The organism is Kocuria himachalensis (genome assembly GCF_054784195.1).
In genome coordinates this window covers 51,026-64,915 of the sequence record NZ_BAAGPL010000008.1, presented here as the reverse complement: position 1 = coordinate 64,915, position 13,890 = coordinate 51,026, and the positions used below count along the sequence as shown (strand labels likewise).

At 71.2% G+C, this 13,890-nt stretch carries 12 protein-coding genes; 2 read left to right on the top strand and 10 right to left on the bottom strand.

All coding sequences use genetic code 11. From position 1 onward, the window contains the following. Nucleotides 1-631: 631 nt before the first annotated feature. The 5 genes from ACYVM4_RS05800 to ACYVM4_RS05780 form a co-directional block, all read right to left on the bottom strand. Nucleotides 632-1,036 carry a cytochrome c oxidase subunit 4 gene (locus tag ACYVM4_RS05800; RefSeq protein ID WP_368819673.1) on the bottom strand — a complete coding sequence of 135 codons (405 nt, stop codon included), beginning with the start codon at nt 1,034-1,036 and terminating at the stop codon, nt 632-634. 2 nt (nt 1,037-1,038) lie between these two features. Beyond that, the gene (gene ctaD, locus ACYVM4_RS05795; protein WP_460667943.1) at nt 1,039-2,751 is read right to left on the bottom strand and encodes an aa3-type cytochrome oxidase subunit I; all 1,713 of its coding nucleotides are present in this window, start codon (nt 2,749-2,751) and stop codon (nt 1,039-1,041) included. 9 nt (nt 2,752-2,760) lie between these two features. Further along, nucleotides 2,761-3,642, bottom strand: a complete 882-nt coding sequence (gene ctaC / locus ACYVM4_RS05790) for an aa3-type cytochrome oxidase subunit II (protein WP_460667942.1) — start codon at nt 3,640-3,642, stop codon at nt 2,761-2,763. A 250-nt stretch (nt 3,643-3,892) separates the two neighbouring features. After that, nucleotides 3,893-4,264: a HesB/IscA family protein gene (locus ACYVM4_RS05785; protein ID WP_368819670.1), complete on the bottom strand. Its 372-nt coding sequence runs from the start codon at nt 4,262-4,264 to the stop codon at nt 3,893-3,895. 84 nt (nt 4,265-4,348) lie between these two features. Further along, on the bottom strand, nt 4,349-5,770 hold the full coding sequence (locus ACYVM4_RS05780) for a dipeptidase (RefSeq protein ID WP_368819669.1): 1,422 nt from the start codon (nt 5,768-5,770) through the stop codon (nt 4,349-4,351). Nucleotides 5,771-5,877: 107 nt separating this feature from the next. Here ACYVM4_RS05780 and ACYVM4_RS05775 point away from each other — a divergent pair, with 107 nt between their 5' ends. Further along, nucleotides 5,878-6,438: a DUF3043 domain-containing protein gene (locus tag ACYVM4_RS05775; protein WP_368819668.1), complete on the top strand. Its 561-nt coding sequence runs from the start codon at nt 5,878-5,880 to the stop codon at nt 6,436-6,438. 111 nt (nt 6,439-6,549) lie between these two features. Here the strand turns inward: ACYVM4_RS05775 and ACYVM4_RS05770 are convergent, their stop codons facing one another. Next, nucleotides 6,550-7,635 (bottom strand): quinone-dependent dihydroorotate dehydrogenase, encoded by a 1,086-nt coding sequence (locus tag ACYVM4_RS05770; protein WP_460667941.1) that lies wholly within the window; start codon nt 7,633-7,635, stop codon nt 6,550-6,552. A gap of 93 nt (nt 7,636-7,728) precedes the next feature. On the opposite strand from ACYVM4_RS05770, the gene ACYVM4_RS05765 reads away from it, so the two are divergent. Continuing rightward, a complete protein-coding gene (locus ACYVM4_RS05765) occupies nt 7,729-8,808 on the top strand; it encodes an alpha/beta hydrolase (protein ID WP_460667940.1) in 1,080 nt (359 codons plus the stop codon). Here the strand turns inward: ACYVM4_RS05765 and ACYVM4_RS05760 are convergent. From ACYVM4_RS05760 to ACYVM4_RS05745, 4 genes are all read right to left on the bottom strand, one after another. Next, nucleotides 8,739-9,533, bottom strand: a complete 795-nt coding sequence (locus tag ACYVM4_RS05760; RefSeq protein ID WP_368819665.1) for an isoprenyl transferase — start codon at nt 9,531-9,533, stop codon at nt 8,739-8,741. The genes ACYVM4_RS05765 and ACYVM4_RS05760 overlap by 70 nt on opposite strands. A gap of 2 nt (nt 9,534-9,535) precedes the next feature. Then, nucleotides 9,536-10,288: a DNA repair protein RecO gene (gene recO, locus ACYVM4_RS05755; protein ID WP_460667939.1), complete on the bottom strand. Its 753-nt coding sequence runs from the start codon at nt 10,286-10,288 to the stop codon at nt 9,536-9,538. 128 nt (nt 10,289-10,416) lie between these two features. Next, nucleotides 10,417-12,162, bottom strand: a complete 1,746-nt coding sequence (gene leuA / locus ACYVM4_RS05750) for a 2-isopropylmalate synthase (protein WP_368819663.1) — start codon at nt 12,160-12,162, stop codon at nt 10,417-10,419. A 174-nt stretch (nt 12,163-12,336) separates the two neighbouring features. After that, nucleotides 12,337-13,800, bottom strand: coding sequence for an LCP family protein (locus ACYVM4_RS05745; RefSeq protein WP_460667938.1), 1,464 nt, complete (start codon nt 13,798-13,800; stop codon nt 12,337-12,339). Nucleotides 13,801-13,890: the final 90 nt, after the last annotated feature.

The following is a 13,890-nucleotide window of genomic DNA, read 5'->3' as shown; positions in this document are numbered from 1 at the left end:
GTTCGGTCCTGCGGAGGGGTGCCGTCCAGACGCGGGCATTGAGAGTTTCCCGGACCCGGCGCAGCGGGGGGGGGCCGGGCCGCTCTGCGTGCCCGAGCGCGGCGACAGTGAGCGGCAACGGGGACATGGCACCGCAGCACGACTCTGCCGAGTGCCACGGCCTGACGCATGATCTGGACCTCCGACCGGCCACAAAAAAACGCCCTTTTGCCGCCGCGAGTCCGCCCCCGGCAACGTCCTGGGCGCCTCAAGCCCCCGGCCGGGGCGCTGCGCGGTGCGACGGGCGGCTCGGACATCCCTCGGCGAACCCGGGGTCACCGGCGACGGAGCCCGGATGCCCGCTGTGCCGCGGCCGGCACCTCCTCGACGTCGGCGCCAGGCGCCTCGTCGGGCCCCTTAGCCGCCATCCCGGAGCACCGGGTGAGGCGGAAGGCTCCGGCACCGCTCATCCCCGTTGCCCGGAACCCCGGCACCGTCGCCTGGTCCCCACGCAGTTGATGTGTGTCGGCCCGGGCCTGCCTCGCGAGTCGAGCCCTGGACGACAGTGCCCTGCTGTGCACCGGCATGCGCGAGGCCCCGGACACCCCTTGGTGTCCGAGGCCTCGTCGGTATCGACAATCAGCCGCCCGTGTCAGTGGGCGTGGTCGCCGCGGGAGTGCTCGAAGATCAGGCCGAGCAAGCCCAGGACAACCACGGGCACCGCCAAGCCGAGAATCCACCAGTCGATGGCGAGAGCGGTGAACGCCAGCGCGCAGCCCGTGCCGAGCAGCAGGGGCCACCAGCTCCACGGGGAGAAGTGTCCGTACTCGCCGGCCGACTCGACGATCTCGCCGTCGAGCTTGTCCTCCGGGAGGACACCACCGGTGTTGCGATCCACGAGCCACAGATACACCGCCAGCATGAAGGACATGATGCCCACGGCCAGCAGCCCGGGGAAGCCCACGAGCTCGTCGAAGCGGGTGAGGAAGCCGTATACCACGCCTGCCAGGATGCTGAAGGCCCCTATGAGGATGAACAGTTTGATGGAGAGTTTCATGCTCAGTCCTTCCGCGTGGCGATGGCGCCGTCGTCGACCGGGGACTGCTGCGGGGACTCCGCGGCCAGCTCCGGGTGGTGCAGGTCCAGTGCCGGGCGCTCGGAGCGGATCCGCGGCAACGAGGTGAAGTTGTGCCGCGGCGGCGGGCAGGACGTCGCCCACTCCAGCGATCCGCCGAAGCCCCACGGGTCGTCGACCTCGACCTTCGGCGCGTTGCGCCAGGTCGTGTAGACGTTCCAGAACCACGGGATCATCGACACCCCCAGCAGCATGGCTCCTACCGTGGAGATCTGGTTCATCCACATGAACCCGTCCTCGGGCAGGTAGTCCGCGTAGCGGCGCGGCATCCCGTCCACGCCCAGCCAGTGCTGGATGAGGAAGGTCATGTGGAAGCCAAGGAACAGCAACCAGAAGTGGATCTTGCCGATCCGCTCGTTGAGCATCTTCCCGGTGAACTTCGGCCACCAGAAGTAGAACCCGGCGAACATGCCGAACACCACGGTCCCGAAGATCACGTAGTGGAAGTGGGCGACCACGAAGTACGAGTCCGAAACGTGGAAGTCCAGCGGCGGGGTGGCCAGGATGACGCCGGTCAGCCCGCCGAAGAGGAACGTGAACATGAAGCCCAGCACCCACAGCATCGGGGTCTCGAAAGTGATCGAGCCCTGCCACATCGTGCCGATCCAGTTGAAGAACTTCACCCCGGTGGGCACGGCGATCATCATGGTCATGAACGCGAAGAAGCTCAGCATCACCGCGCCGGTGACGTACATGTGGTGGGCCCACACCGTCACCGACAGCGAGGCGATCGCGATGGTGGCGAAGACCAGGCCCTTGTAGCCGAACAGCGGCTTGCGGGAGAACACCGGGATGATCTCGGAGACGATGCCGAAGAACGGCAGAGCCAGGATGTAGACCTCGGGGTGGCCGAAGAACCAGAACAGGTGCTGCCACAGCACCGCCCCGCCGTTGGCCGGGTCGAAGATGTGCCCCCCGAGGGTGCGATCCATCCCCAGCGCGAACAGCGCCGCCGCCAGCGGCGGGAACGCCATGATCACCAGCAGCGAGGTGATGAGCACGTTCCAGGTGAACAGCCCCATCCGCCACACCGTCATGCCGGGGGCGCGCATCGCGATGATGGTGGTGATGAAGTTGACGCCGCCCATGATGGTGCCGAAGCCGGACAGCGCCAGGCCGAAGACCCACAGGTCGCCACCGACCCCGGGCGTGAACGAGGCGTTGCTCAACGGGGTGTAGCCCGTCCAACCGAAGGAGGCCGCACCCTGCGGGGTCAGGAATCCGGCGGTGGCGATCAACGAACCGAACAGGAAGAACCAGAACGCCAGGGCGTTGAGCCGAGGGAACGCCACGTCCGGCGCCCCGATCTGCAGCGGGACGATCACGTTGGCGAAGCCGACGAACAGCGGGGTGCCGAACATCAGCAGCATCAGCGTGCCGTGCATGGTGAACAGCTGGTTGTACTGCTCCTTGGTCTCCAGGATCTGCATGCCCGGCTGGAAGAGCTCGGCGCGGATCAGCAGCGCCATGACCCCGGCGATGCAGAAGAACGCGAAGGACGAGATCAGGTACATGTACCCGATCGTCTTGTGGTCGGTGGACGTGATCCAGTTGACGACCATCCGTCCCTTGGAGCGAGGCACCACGCGCGGAGCGACAGTCGCTACCTCGTCGCGTGAATACTCGAGTGTGGACACCGGTACTCCTTAGTTGTTAAAAGAATCGTCTTGCTGGTCGTCCGCGCCCGGGTAGGAGTCACGGCTGTACTCCTCGCCCAGGGCCCCGGTCTGGCCGGCGTCGCGCAAGGACTGGATGTGGGCGTCGTACTCGGCCTGGCTGACCACGTTGACGTTGAACAGCATCTCGGAGTGGTACTCGCCGCAGAACTCGGCGCACTTGCCGAAGTAGGAACCCTCTTGTCCCGTGGTGATGGCGATGTTGTTGGTGCGGCCCGGGAACATGTCCCGCTTCTCGAGGAATGCGGGGACCCAGAACGAGTGGATGACGTCGCGGGAGGTGACCTGCAGCTCGACGTCGCTGTCGACGGGCAGGTACAAGGTGGGCACGCGCTCGGGGACGCCCTCCTCCCCGTCCAGGTGGCCCTGGGTGCCGGTGTCCCAGACGTCTTCGCTCAGGTAGTTGAAGTCCCAGGCCCACTGCTTGCCGTAGACCTGGACGGTCACGTCCGGGTTGTCGTCCAGGGCGGTGATCTCGGCCTGGGTCCGCTCGGTGAAGAAGAACAGGGACATGATCAGGGCGATCGGGACGATGGTGTAGAAGACCTCAAGGGGGGCGTGGTACGCGACCTGGCGAGGGTAGCCGGTCTCGTTCCTGCGCCGGCGGTAGGCGATCATGCACCAGAGCATGAGCCCCCAGGTCACCAGTCCTACGGCGAGGGCCGCGATCCAGGACCCGACCCACAGGTCGAGGATCATGTCGGCGTTGTCGGTGATGCCACGCTCGGTGGGCATCCAGCCGAGCTTCGCCTCTTCCGAGCAACCCGTCAGCGCGGTTGCTGTCAGGACTGCTACCGCAGACACCTTCGCCGTTCGGCGCCGGAGGCTGTCGGTACGTGTGTGCGAACTCACAGACGGCCCTTCCTTGTCTTCTCGTGCTCGTCGTCTGCGCGCCGAAGGCCCCGATTCGAAGAGCCCGGACACAGTCAGATGGAATGTTTCCCTCCGAGCTTACCCCGTGTCGCTGACATCTGGTGACACAGTGTCAGCTTCCGCGCGGCGCTCCGGGACCTCTCCGGAGGCTGTCTTCAGGGGCCCTCCGGAACGCCGAGAGGCCCGCCGTCCGGACGGACGACGGGCCTCTCGGGGAGTGCGGACGGACTCAGTGGAAGGAGTCGCCGCAGGCGCAGGATCCTCCCGCGTTGGGATTGTCGATCGAGAACCCCTGCTTGGAGATGGTGTCCTCGAAATCGACGGTCGAGCCCTCGAGGTAGGGCACGCTCATCTTGTCCACGACGACCTCGACGCCGCCGAAGTCGCGGACGGAGTCCCCGTCCAGGATGCGCTCGTCGAAGTACAGCTGGTAGATGAGGCCCGAGCAGCCGCCGGGCTGCACCGCCACGCGCAGCCGGAGGTCGGTGCGGCCCTCCTGCTCGAGCAGGGCGCGGACCTTCTGGGACGCGACCTCGGTCAGCTGGACGCCGTGGGTGGGCAGGCCGTCCACTGCGGCGCCGTTCTCGGTCGAGACGCTCATGATGCTCACTTTCTGTGGAGGGGTGCCGCACGGGGTCGGGCCGGCGGCGGGTCTGTCAGGGGCACAACGGATGGGCGGCCGGGTTCATTCCCGAGGCCGAGGCGTGCAACGGGCGGCGTCGTCGAGAGCGAGCAGCATGAGCGTCTCCGCGACCACCGCGCGCTCGAACTCGGCCAGGTGGAGGGACTCGTTGGCGCTGTGCGCACGGGAGTCGGGGTCCTCGACGCCGGTGATGAGGATGCCGGCGTCCGGATAGACCTCCATGAGGTCCGCGGTGAAGGGGATGGAGCCGCCGATCCCCGTCTCCACGGCGGGCCGGCCCCACGACTCCCCCAGCGCCCACCGGGCGATCCGGGCGGCCTCCGAGCCCATGTCGGTGCGGAAGGACTGGCCCGTCTCCTCGAGCTCGAAGCGCACGTGCGCCCCGAACGGCGCGTGCTCCTCGACGTGGCGCCGCAGCGCCTCCGCGGCCTCGGCGGGGTCCTGCCCCGGCGCCGTGCGCAGGCTCAGCTTCGCCCGGGCCGAGGGGGCGATGGTGTTGGAGGCGATGTCCACGGGCGTGACGTCCATGCCGGTGACGGACAGGGCCGGCTGCGTCCAGAGCCGGGAGGCGATCGAGCCGCGGCCGGCCAGTCGGACGCCGTCCCGCACCGCGGCGTCGGTGCGGAACCGCTGCTCGTCGTAGACCAGGTCGGTGCGGTCCTCGGCGAGCAGTCCCTCGACCGCGACGGCGCCGTCGTCGTCGTGCAGGGTCGCGATGAGGCGCGCGAGCAGCGTGGGAGCGTCCAGGACCGGTCCGCCGTACATGCCCGAGTGGACGGCGTGCTCGAGCACGGACAGCTCCACGACGGCGCCGACCATGCCCCGCAGACTCGTGGTCAGGGCGGGCACGCCGACCTCCCAGTTGGAGGAGTCCGCGATCACGATGACGTCGGCGGCCAGCCGGTCCCGGTGGACCTCCAGGAAGTCGCGGAAGGACGGGGAGCCGGCCTCCTCCTCCCCCTCCGCGAAGACGGTCACGCCGAGGCCGAGACCGTCCCCGCGGAGGGCGGCCGCGGCGCGCAGGGCGCCGACGTGGGCCATGATCCCGGCCTTGTCGTCGGCCGCGCCCCGTCCGTAGAGGCGGCCGTCGCGCTCCTCGGCGGCGAACGGCTCCGAGTCCCACAGCTCGCGCCTTCCCGGGGGCTGGACGTCGTGGTGGGCGTAGAGGAGCACGGTCGGATGTCCGGGCGCGGGTCGGCGGTGGGCGACGACGGCGGGGTGGCCCGGCCCGTCCCCGAGGGGCACGCGCAGGATCTCCACCTCGTCCAGCCCGGCGTCCGAGAGGACGCCGGCCACGGCCACCGCGCTGCGCTCGAGCTGCGCGGGGTCGAAGGACTCCCAGGCGATGCCCGGGATCGCGACCAGCTCGACGAGCTGCTCAAGGGTCCGCGGCATGTCCTCGCGCACGGCCGCGCGCACGGCGTCGACGGGAACGGGAACGGTCGGGGCACAGGGCTCGGTCATGGCACCCACCCTATGTCCGGGGCCCGGCAGGGACGGGCAGGTCCGTCGGCTATCCTTGACGGGTGTTTGGACGCAAGAAGGAAGCAGACCGCGCAGGGTCCACGTCGGTGACCGCTGCGCCCGCCCCCACGGGACCGTCGGCCGCTCAGCGGCAGACCCCGGGCAAGGGCCGGCCCACGCCCAGCCGCCGGCAGCAGGAGGCGGCCCGGCGCCGGCCCCTGGTCCCGGAGGACCGCAAGGCCGCGAAGGCGCAGTCCCGTGATGCCGCGCGCGAGCAGCGGGTGCGCGCGCAGGCGGGCATGGCGGCCGGGGACGAGCGGTTCCTCGGGCCGCGGGACCGCGGCCCGCAGCGCCGGTTCGCGCGGGACTGGGTGGACTCGCGGATCAACGTCGGCGAGTACCTCATGGTCGTGGCGCTGCTCGCGCTCGTCATCCTGTTCTTCCCCGTCCAGGAGGTGGCCACCTACGGCGTGTACCTCATCTGGGCGCTGATGATCCTGGGCATCGTGGACGCGGTGCTGTCGACGGCCCGGATGAAGAAGGCGATGCAGGCGAAGTTCGGGACCGTGGAACGGGGCGTGCGCTGGTACGCCGCGATGCGCTCCTTCACGATGCGCCGTCTCCGCCTGCCCAAGCCCCAGGTCGCGCGCGGTGAGCGCCCCTCCTGAGCCCCACCGGACCCGGCCCGCGTCCGCCACGGACGCCGGGCTCGGCCCCGGCAGCACTGCCCCCGGACCCGGTGGTCCGGGGGCAGTGCTGTTCCCGCTCCGTGGCGCCCGTCAGCGCCGGGCCCGCACTGGCCGGGCCAGGTCCTGGTTGATGCGGCGCGCCCAGAAGGGGCCCTCGTAGAGGAAGGCGGTGTAGCCCTGCACGAGCGTGGCACCGGCGTCGAGCCGCTCCCGGACGTCCTCGGCCGTGGTCACGCCGCCCACGGAGACCAGGGTCAGCCGGTCCCCCACGCGTTCGCGCAGCAGCCGCAGCACCTCGAGGGAGCGCCGCCGCAACGGGGCGCCGGAGAGCCCGCCGGCGCCGTGGGCCTCGATCTCGGCGGGGTCGGAGACCAGTCCCAGTCCGTCCCGACCGACGGTCGTGTTGGTGGCCACGATGCCGTCCAGGCCGAGGTCGAGGGCCAGGTCCGCGACGGCCAGCACGTCCTCGTCCGACAGGTCGGGGGCGATCTTCACGAGCAGGGGGACGTGCCGGGCCGCGGACTCGTCGGCCGTGCGGCCCACCGCGCTCAGCAGCGGCCGCAGGCTCTCGATCTCCTGCAGCTGGCGCAGCCCCGGGGTGTTGGGCGAGGACACGTTGACCACGAGGTAGTCCGCCAGCGGGGCGAGGGTCCGGGCGCTCTGCAGGTAGTCGTCCACCGCGTCCTCCAGCGGCACCGCCTTGGTCTTGCCGATGTTGACGCCGAGCACGGGACGGGCGCGGCCGCGGTGGTCCGCCTCGAGCTCCCGGCGCGCCTGCGCGAGGCGCGGGGCCACGGTCGCCGCCCCCTCGTTGTTGAAGCCCATCCGGTTGATCACGGCCCGGTCCCGGACGAGCCGGAAGAGCCGGGGCCGGGGATTGCCCGGCTGCGCCTGGGCGGTGACGGTGCCGATCTCGACGTGGCCGAAGCCGAGGTCGGTGAGGGCGCCGATCCCTTCTCCGCCCTTGTCGAACCCCGCCGCCAGCCCGAACGGGGACGGGAACCGCAGTCCCAGCGCCTCCACCTCGAGCGCGGGATCGGGCCGGGTGTACACCCGCAGGGCCGTGCTGATCCTCGCGGCCCGCGCCGCCCGGATCCCGAGGAAGCCGACCTGGTGGGCCTTCTCGGGGTCCATCCGGGAGAAGACGGCCGTGAAGAACGTAGGGTAGAAGCGCATGGTCCCAGTCTTCCACAGGGCACTCCTCCGGCCGGGCGGCCGCGGAGGGGCTTCCGGGCCGGCGCCCCGACGGACCGCCCGCGAGGTGAGGGCATGGGCGCTCCCCCGGACCCGTGGGTTCCCGACGTGCTGGGACCGGGCTTCCGCGCGCGGACCGTGGATCTGGACCCCGGCTCCGCGCCCCACTCCACCGCCACGGTGGTCCGCTACCGTCCGGGGGACGTCCCGCCCGCGCCGCGCGGCCTGCGCGGAGCCGTGCTGTACCTGCACGGCTGGTCCGACTACTTCTTCAACGCCGAGCTGGCGCGGACCTGCGCGGCGGCGGGATACGCGTTCTACGCCCTGGACCTGCACGGCTACGGCCGGAACCTGACCGACGAGGTGCTCGCCGTGGAGGACGGCCGACCGGGGCACACCACGGACCTCGCGGACTACGACGACGACATCGCCGCCGCGCTCGACGTGCTGGCCGAGGACGGTCTGCCCGGTCCGCGCGGGCGGCTCGTGCTCATGGGGCACTCCACCGGAGGCCTCACCGCGGCGATGTGGGCCGCACGGCACCCCAGCCGGCTCGACGGCCTGGCCCTCAACGCCCCCTGGATCGGCAGCCACGGCTCGGACGCCGTGGGCGCCGCCCTGCGCCCCCTGGTGGCCCGGCTCGCCGCGCAGCGCCCGGACCACCCGGTGCGGGCCCGGCTGCGCAGCCACTACTACCGGGTGATCAGCGAGCACGCCGAGGGCGAGTGGCCGATCGACTCCCGTTGGCGCCCCGAGACCAGCTTCGACATCACCCCGGGCTGGCTCAACGCTGTCCTTCAGGCTCAGGGTGAGGTTGCGAAGGGGTTGGACCTTCACCTTCCGGTACTGGTGCAGACCTCGGCCCGCTCGTGCCTCCGCCCGTGGTGGAGCGAGCGGATGCGCTCGGCCGACACCGTGCTGGACGTCCGGCAGATCCGCCGGCACGCGGCCGATCTGGGCACCGACGTGACGCTGCGCTCCTACGAGGGCGCGGTTCACGACGTCCACCTCTCCCGCGAGGCCGTGCGGCGGGCCGCGCAGCGGGATCTCGCGGCCTGGCTGCGGGGCCTGCCGCGGCGCCGGTCTCAGGCGGAGGCGCCGGGACCGGCCACGCGGTCGACGGCACCGCCGTACCGCCGGTCCCGCCGCGCGTAGACCTCGACGGCCTCCCACAGGGTGCGGCGGTCGACGTCCGGCCAGAGGACGTCCTGGAAGACGAGCTCGGCGTAGGCGGACTGCCAGAGGAGGAAGTTCGAGATCCGCTGCTCCCCGGAGGAGCGCAGGAAGAGGTCGACGTCCGGCAGGTCCGGCTCGTCGAGGTAGCGCTGGACGGTCTTCTCGTCGATGCTCCGCGGGTTCAGGGTGCCCGCGCGGGCGTCGGCGGCCATGGCCGCCGCGGCGTCGGCGATCTCGGCCCGTCCCCCGTAGTTCACGCACATGGTGAGGGTGACGACGTCGTTGTCGCGGGTGGCCCGCTCCGCCTCCTCCAGGCGGTGGATGACGGATCGCCACAGACGGGGCTTGCGCCCGGCCCACCGGATCCGGATGCCCCACTCCTGGAAGGTGGGCAGCTGGCGCTCCATGACGTCGGCGGTGTAGTTCATCAGGAAGGTCACCTCGTCCAGGGAGCGCTTCCAGTTCTCGGTGGAGAAGGCGTAGGCGCTGACGTACGGGATGCCCATCTCGATGGCGCCGGCCATCACCTCGATCAGGGCCGCCTCCCCCGCCTTGTGGCCCTCGTTGCGCGGCAGGCCGCGCTGGTTCGCCCACCGCCCGTTCCCGTCCATGACCACGGCCACGTGCCGGGGCACGAACTGCTGCGGGATCGGCGGGGCGCAGGCACCGCTGGGATGGGCGGGCGGGGCGGCAAAGCCGGGCATGGTCAGCTCCGTTCCACGAGGTTCAGGGACCGGACGGCCCTCTCCAGGTGCCACTGTACGTAGGTGGCCACGATGCCGGCGGCGTCCCGGGCCGTGCGGGGCTCCACCGCGTCGATCCGCTCCCACGCCCCGGTGAGCAGCGCGGAGAGGTGCTCGACGGTCGCGGGATCGGGAGCGGCGGCCCCGGGCGGGCGGCAGGTGGCGCAGACGGCGCCGCCGAGCGGGGCGGAGAACGCCTCGTGCGGTCCGGGGGCGCCGCACCGGGCGCAGTCGGTGAAGCTCGGGGCCCACCCGGCCGTGGACACGGCGCGCAGCAGGTAGGAGTCCAGGACGGCTCCCGGTTCGTGAAGCCCGCGGGCCAGGGCGGACAGGGCGCCCACGAGCAGCCGGTACTGCTGGGCCGCGGACTCGTCGTCGTTCTCCGTGAACTTCTCGGCGGCCTCGGTCATGGCGGCGGCGGCGGTGTACTTGGCGTAGTCGGCGGCGATGACCGACCCGTAGCCGCGCTTGCCCAGCGCCTGGGAGACGATGTCGAGGTTGCGGCCGGTGACGAGCTGCAGCTCGGCCACGTTGAAGGGCTCGAGCCGGGAGCCGAAGCGGGAGGTCGTGCGCCGCACGCCCTTGGCGACGGCCCGCACCTGCCCGTGGTCCCGGGTCAGGAGCACGACGATGCGGTCGGCCTCGCCGAGCTTGTAGGTGCGCAGCACGACGGCGTCGTCCCGGTAGCTGCGTGATGCGAACGTCGTCCTGGCCACCGCCCCATTGTCCCACGCCGGGCGGACGGCGCAGGCGGTCGGCGCAGCCGGTCGTGCGCCCCGGGACGACGACGGCGGGCCGCCCCCTGTGCCGGGGTGGCCCGCCGCCGCACAGCGCCGGTGGGCGCTCAGCCCTGGGCGTCCCGCACGGCCCGGTTCACCGCCGAGACGACGGCCTTCAGGGAGGCGCGGGTGGTGTTCGCGTCGATGCCGACGCCCCACAGGACCCGCTCCCCCACGGCGGCCTCGACGTAGCTCGCGGCCTGGGCGTCGCCGCCGGCCGACAGCGCGTGCTCGCTGTAGTCGAGCACGCGCACGTCCACGCCCTCGGACGCGAAGATCGCCAGCAGCGCCTCGATGGGGCCGTTGCCCTGCGCCGTCCGGTGGTGCTGGACGCCGTCGACGTCCAGGCCGATCTCGAGGGTGCTCTCCCCGTCCTCCTCGGAGGTCGTGGTGATGTTGGTGATCCGGTACCGGCCCCAGCGCCCCGCGTCCCCGTCCTGGACGGTGGGCAGGTACTCGTCCGCGAACACCTTCCACAGCTCCGCGCCGGAGACCTCGCCGCCGGAGGTGTCGGTGTGCTCCTGCACCACCCGGGAGAACTCGATCTGCGCGCGCCGCGGCAGGTCCAGCCCGTGCTCGTTGGCGAGCAGGTAGGCGACCCCGCCCTTGCCGGACTGCGAGTTCACGCGGATGACGGCCTCATAGGTGCGGCCCAGGTCCTTGGGATCGATGGGCAGGTAGGGCACGGCCCACACCAGCTCGTCGACGCTCCGGCCCTGTTCCTGCGCGTCCCGGGCCATCCGGTCGAAGCCCTTCTTGATGGCGTCCTGGTGGGAGCCGGAGAAGGCCGTGAACACGAGGTCCCCGCCGTAGGGCGCCCGCTCGGGGACGGGCAGCTGGTTGCAGTACTCCACGGTCCGGCGGATGTCGTCGATGTCGGAGAAGTCGATCTGCGGGTCCACGCCCTGGGTCAGCAGGTTCAGGCCCAGGGTCACGAGGTCCACGTTGCCGGTTCGCTCACCGTTGCCGAACAGGCAGCCCTCGATGCGGTCGGCGCCGGCGAGGTAGCCCAGCTCTGCCGCGGCCACCCCCGTGCCGCGGTCGTTGTGCGGGTGCAGGGACAGCACGGTGGCGTCCCGGTTGTAGAGGTTGCGGCACATCCACTCGATGGAGTCGGCGTAGACGTTGGGGGTCGCCATCTCGACGGTGGCGGGCAGGTTGAGGATCATCTCCCGGTCCCCGCCGATCTCGAAGGTCTCGGCCACGGCGTTGGCGATCCGCGCGGCGAACTCGAGCTCCGTGCCGGTGTAGGACTCCGGGGAGTACTCGTAGGTCACGGACGTGTTCTTCAGCTGCTCCTCGTACTTCAGGCACAGCCGCGCCCCCGTGAGGGCGATGTCCACGATCCCGTCCATGTCCTGGTCGAACACCACTCGCCGCTGCAGCGTGGAGGTCGCGTTGTAGAGGTGCACGATCGCTTTGTCGGCGCCGTCGATGGCCTCGTAGGTGCGCTCGATGAGGTGCTCGCGGGACTGCGTCAGGACCTGGATCGTGACGTCGTCCGGGATCCGGTCCTCCTCGATGAGCCGGCGCACGAAGTCGAAGTCGGTCTGGGAGGCCGACGGGAAGCCGACCTCGATCTCCTTGTAGCCCATCCGCACCAACAGCTCGAACATCTTGAGCTTGCGGTCGGAGTTCATGGGGTCGATCAGCGCCTGGTTGCCGTCGCGCAGGTCCACGGCGCACCAGCGGGGGGCCTCGGTGATGACCCGGTCCGGCCAGGTGCGGTCGGCGAGGTCGAAGGGGAACTGCTGCTGGTACGGGACGTACTTGTGGATCGGCATGCCGGAGGGCTGCTGGTAGTTGCGCATGGGAGGGACCTGTTCTGCTCGAGACGTCTGCGGGTGGCCGGGCATCAGGAACTCCGCAACGGGAGGCCGGCCATTCGTCGACGGGTCAGGCCCCGTTGCGGCACGTAAGGAGGAGCGTCCCGGTCCGCATGTGTCCAACCTATCACGGGGCGTACGGCGCGCCGGGTCGCGTTCTCACCAGTCACCGGCTGCCTGCTGGCAGGTGTACTGCTCGGCGGTCTGCCCGTTGAGCTCCCCGGGCAGCGACGCCCTGAGCTCGAGCCGGTCCCCCTCCCGGAAGTCCTGGCCCACCGAGACGAACACCCCTACGACGTCGGTGGCGGGCACGATCTGCGAGGACGGGACGCCGAGCAGCTCGGCGACCTCGACGGCAGCCCCGTACCAGCCCGCGCCGAAGAAGACCTGCGTGCCCGGCAGCTCGGTGGCCTGCGGGCCGGACTCGACTGCGGTGTAGCCCTCCTCCTCGAGCACGTCGGCGATGTCCGCGTCCCGGCCGTCGACGCCGGAGACGTTCGCGACCGTGAGCGGGACCGTGGCCGGGTCGACGGTCGGGACCGCGGCGTCGGGCGACGGGCTCGCCGAGGAGGACGGGTCCTCGCTCGGCTCCGCGGCCGGCGAGGTGAGCGGCCGGTCCTCGCGCAGGGCCTCGAAGAGGTGCTCGGCCGGGTCCTCGTCGAGCTGGAGCCGGTTGGGGTCCAGCACGGAGGGCTCGGTGGGCACCGTCACGAAGACCATGCTGCCGAGGTCTATCCCCCGGACGGCCGTGCCGAGGCCGACCACCGTCGGGACGGAGCCCAGCCCCTCGTCGACGTGCAGGTTGCGCGTGGCGACGTCGGCGATCTCGTACAGTTTCGGCAGATCCCACAGCGTGCCCTCGTCCTTGATCTTGCGGGCCATGGACGCGAGGAAGGACTGTTGCGACCGGATCCGGCTCGTGTCCCCGCCGTCGCCGAAGGCGGCGCGGCTGCGCAGGAACGCCAGAGCCTGCTCGCCCTCCACGGAGGACACGCCGGCGGGCAGCTCCAGCCCCGACTTCGGGTCGTCGACGGCCTCGTTGACGCACACCTCGACGCCTCCCACGGTCGAGGAGAGCTCCTTGACGGCGTTGAAGTCGGCGAGCATGAAGTGGTCGATCTTGAGGCCGGTCATCTCGTTGACGGTCGCGACCGTGCATCCGGGACCGCCGTTGGCGATCGCCGAGTTCAGCATCGCGTCCTCCTCCGCCGGGTGCACCTCGCCGGACCCGGGGTCCGTGCAGCGCGGGATGTCGGCGACCAGGTCGCGCGGCAGGGACACCACGGTCACGCCGCTGCGGTCCTCGCTCACGTGCACCAGCATCATGACGTCGGTCAGGCCGGCCCCCGCGCTGTCCTCGACGTCGCCGTACCGCTCGTTGCCCTCGCCGTCACGGGTGTCCGTGCCCATCACGAGGATGTCCAGCGGACCGGTCTCGGGCCCGGTCCCGTCGCCCAGGTCGAGCGGGGAGGTGTCCAGGTTGGACTGCAGCCGCCAGGTCGCGGCCACGCCGGCCCCGAGGACCGCGAGCAGGACGACGACCAGCGCGACGGCGGCCCAGCGCTTCCGGGACCATCGGGGGGCGCGGTGGCGTCCGTGGGCGTCGGGCGGCGTTGAGGACACGATGACTCTCTCCTGGCAGGCCCCCGGGCACGAGGCCCGGGGTCGGGGGGACGGCGCCCGGCCGGGGCGCCGGGTGTCATGCTAGTCGCC

What these genes read in the sequence shown, in the direction of transcription:
- ACYVM4_RS05800 (WP_368819673.1), bottom strand. Translation starts at nt 1,036, where the DNA reads ATGAAACTCTCCATCAAACTGTTCATCCTCATAGGGGCCTTCAGCATC.
- ACYVM4_RS05785 (WP_368819670.1), bottom strand. Translation starts at nt 4,264, where the DNA reads ATGAGCGTCTCGACCGAGAACGGCGCCGCAGTGGACGGCCTGCCCACC.
- ACYVM4_RS05780 (WP_368819669.1), bottom strand. Translation starts at nt 5,770, where the DNA reads ATGACCGAGCCCTGTGCCCCGACCGTTCCCGTTCCCGTCGACGCCGTG.
- ACYVM4_RS05770 (WP_460667941.1), bottom strand. Translation starts at nt 7,635, where the DNA reads ATGCGCTTCTACCCTACGTTCTTCACGGCCGTCTTCTCCCGGATGGAC.
- ACYVM4_RS05765 (WP_460667940.1), top strand. Translation starts at nt 7,729, where the DNA reads ATGGGCGCTCCCCCGGACCCGTGGGTTCCCGACGTGCTGGGACCGGGC.
- ACYVM4_RS05760 (WP_368819665.1), bottom strand. Translation starts at nt 9,533, where the DNA reads ATGCCCGGCTTTGCCGCCCCGCCCGCCCATCCCAGCGGTGCCTGCGCC.
- leuA (WP_368819663.1), bottom strand. Translation starts at nt 12,162, where the DNA reads ATGCGCAACTACCAGCAGCCCTCCGGCATGCCGATCCACAAGTACGTC.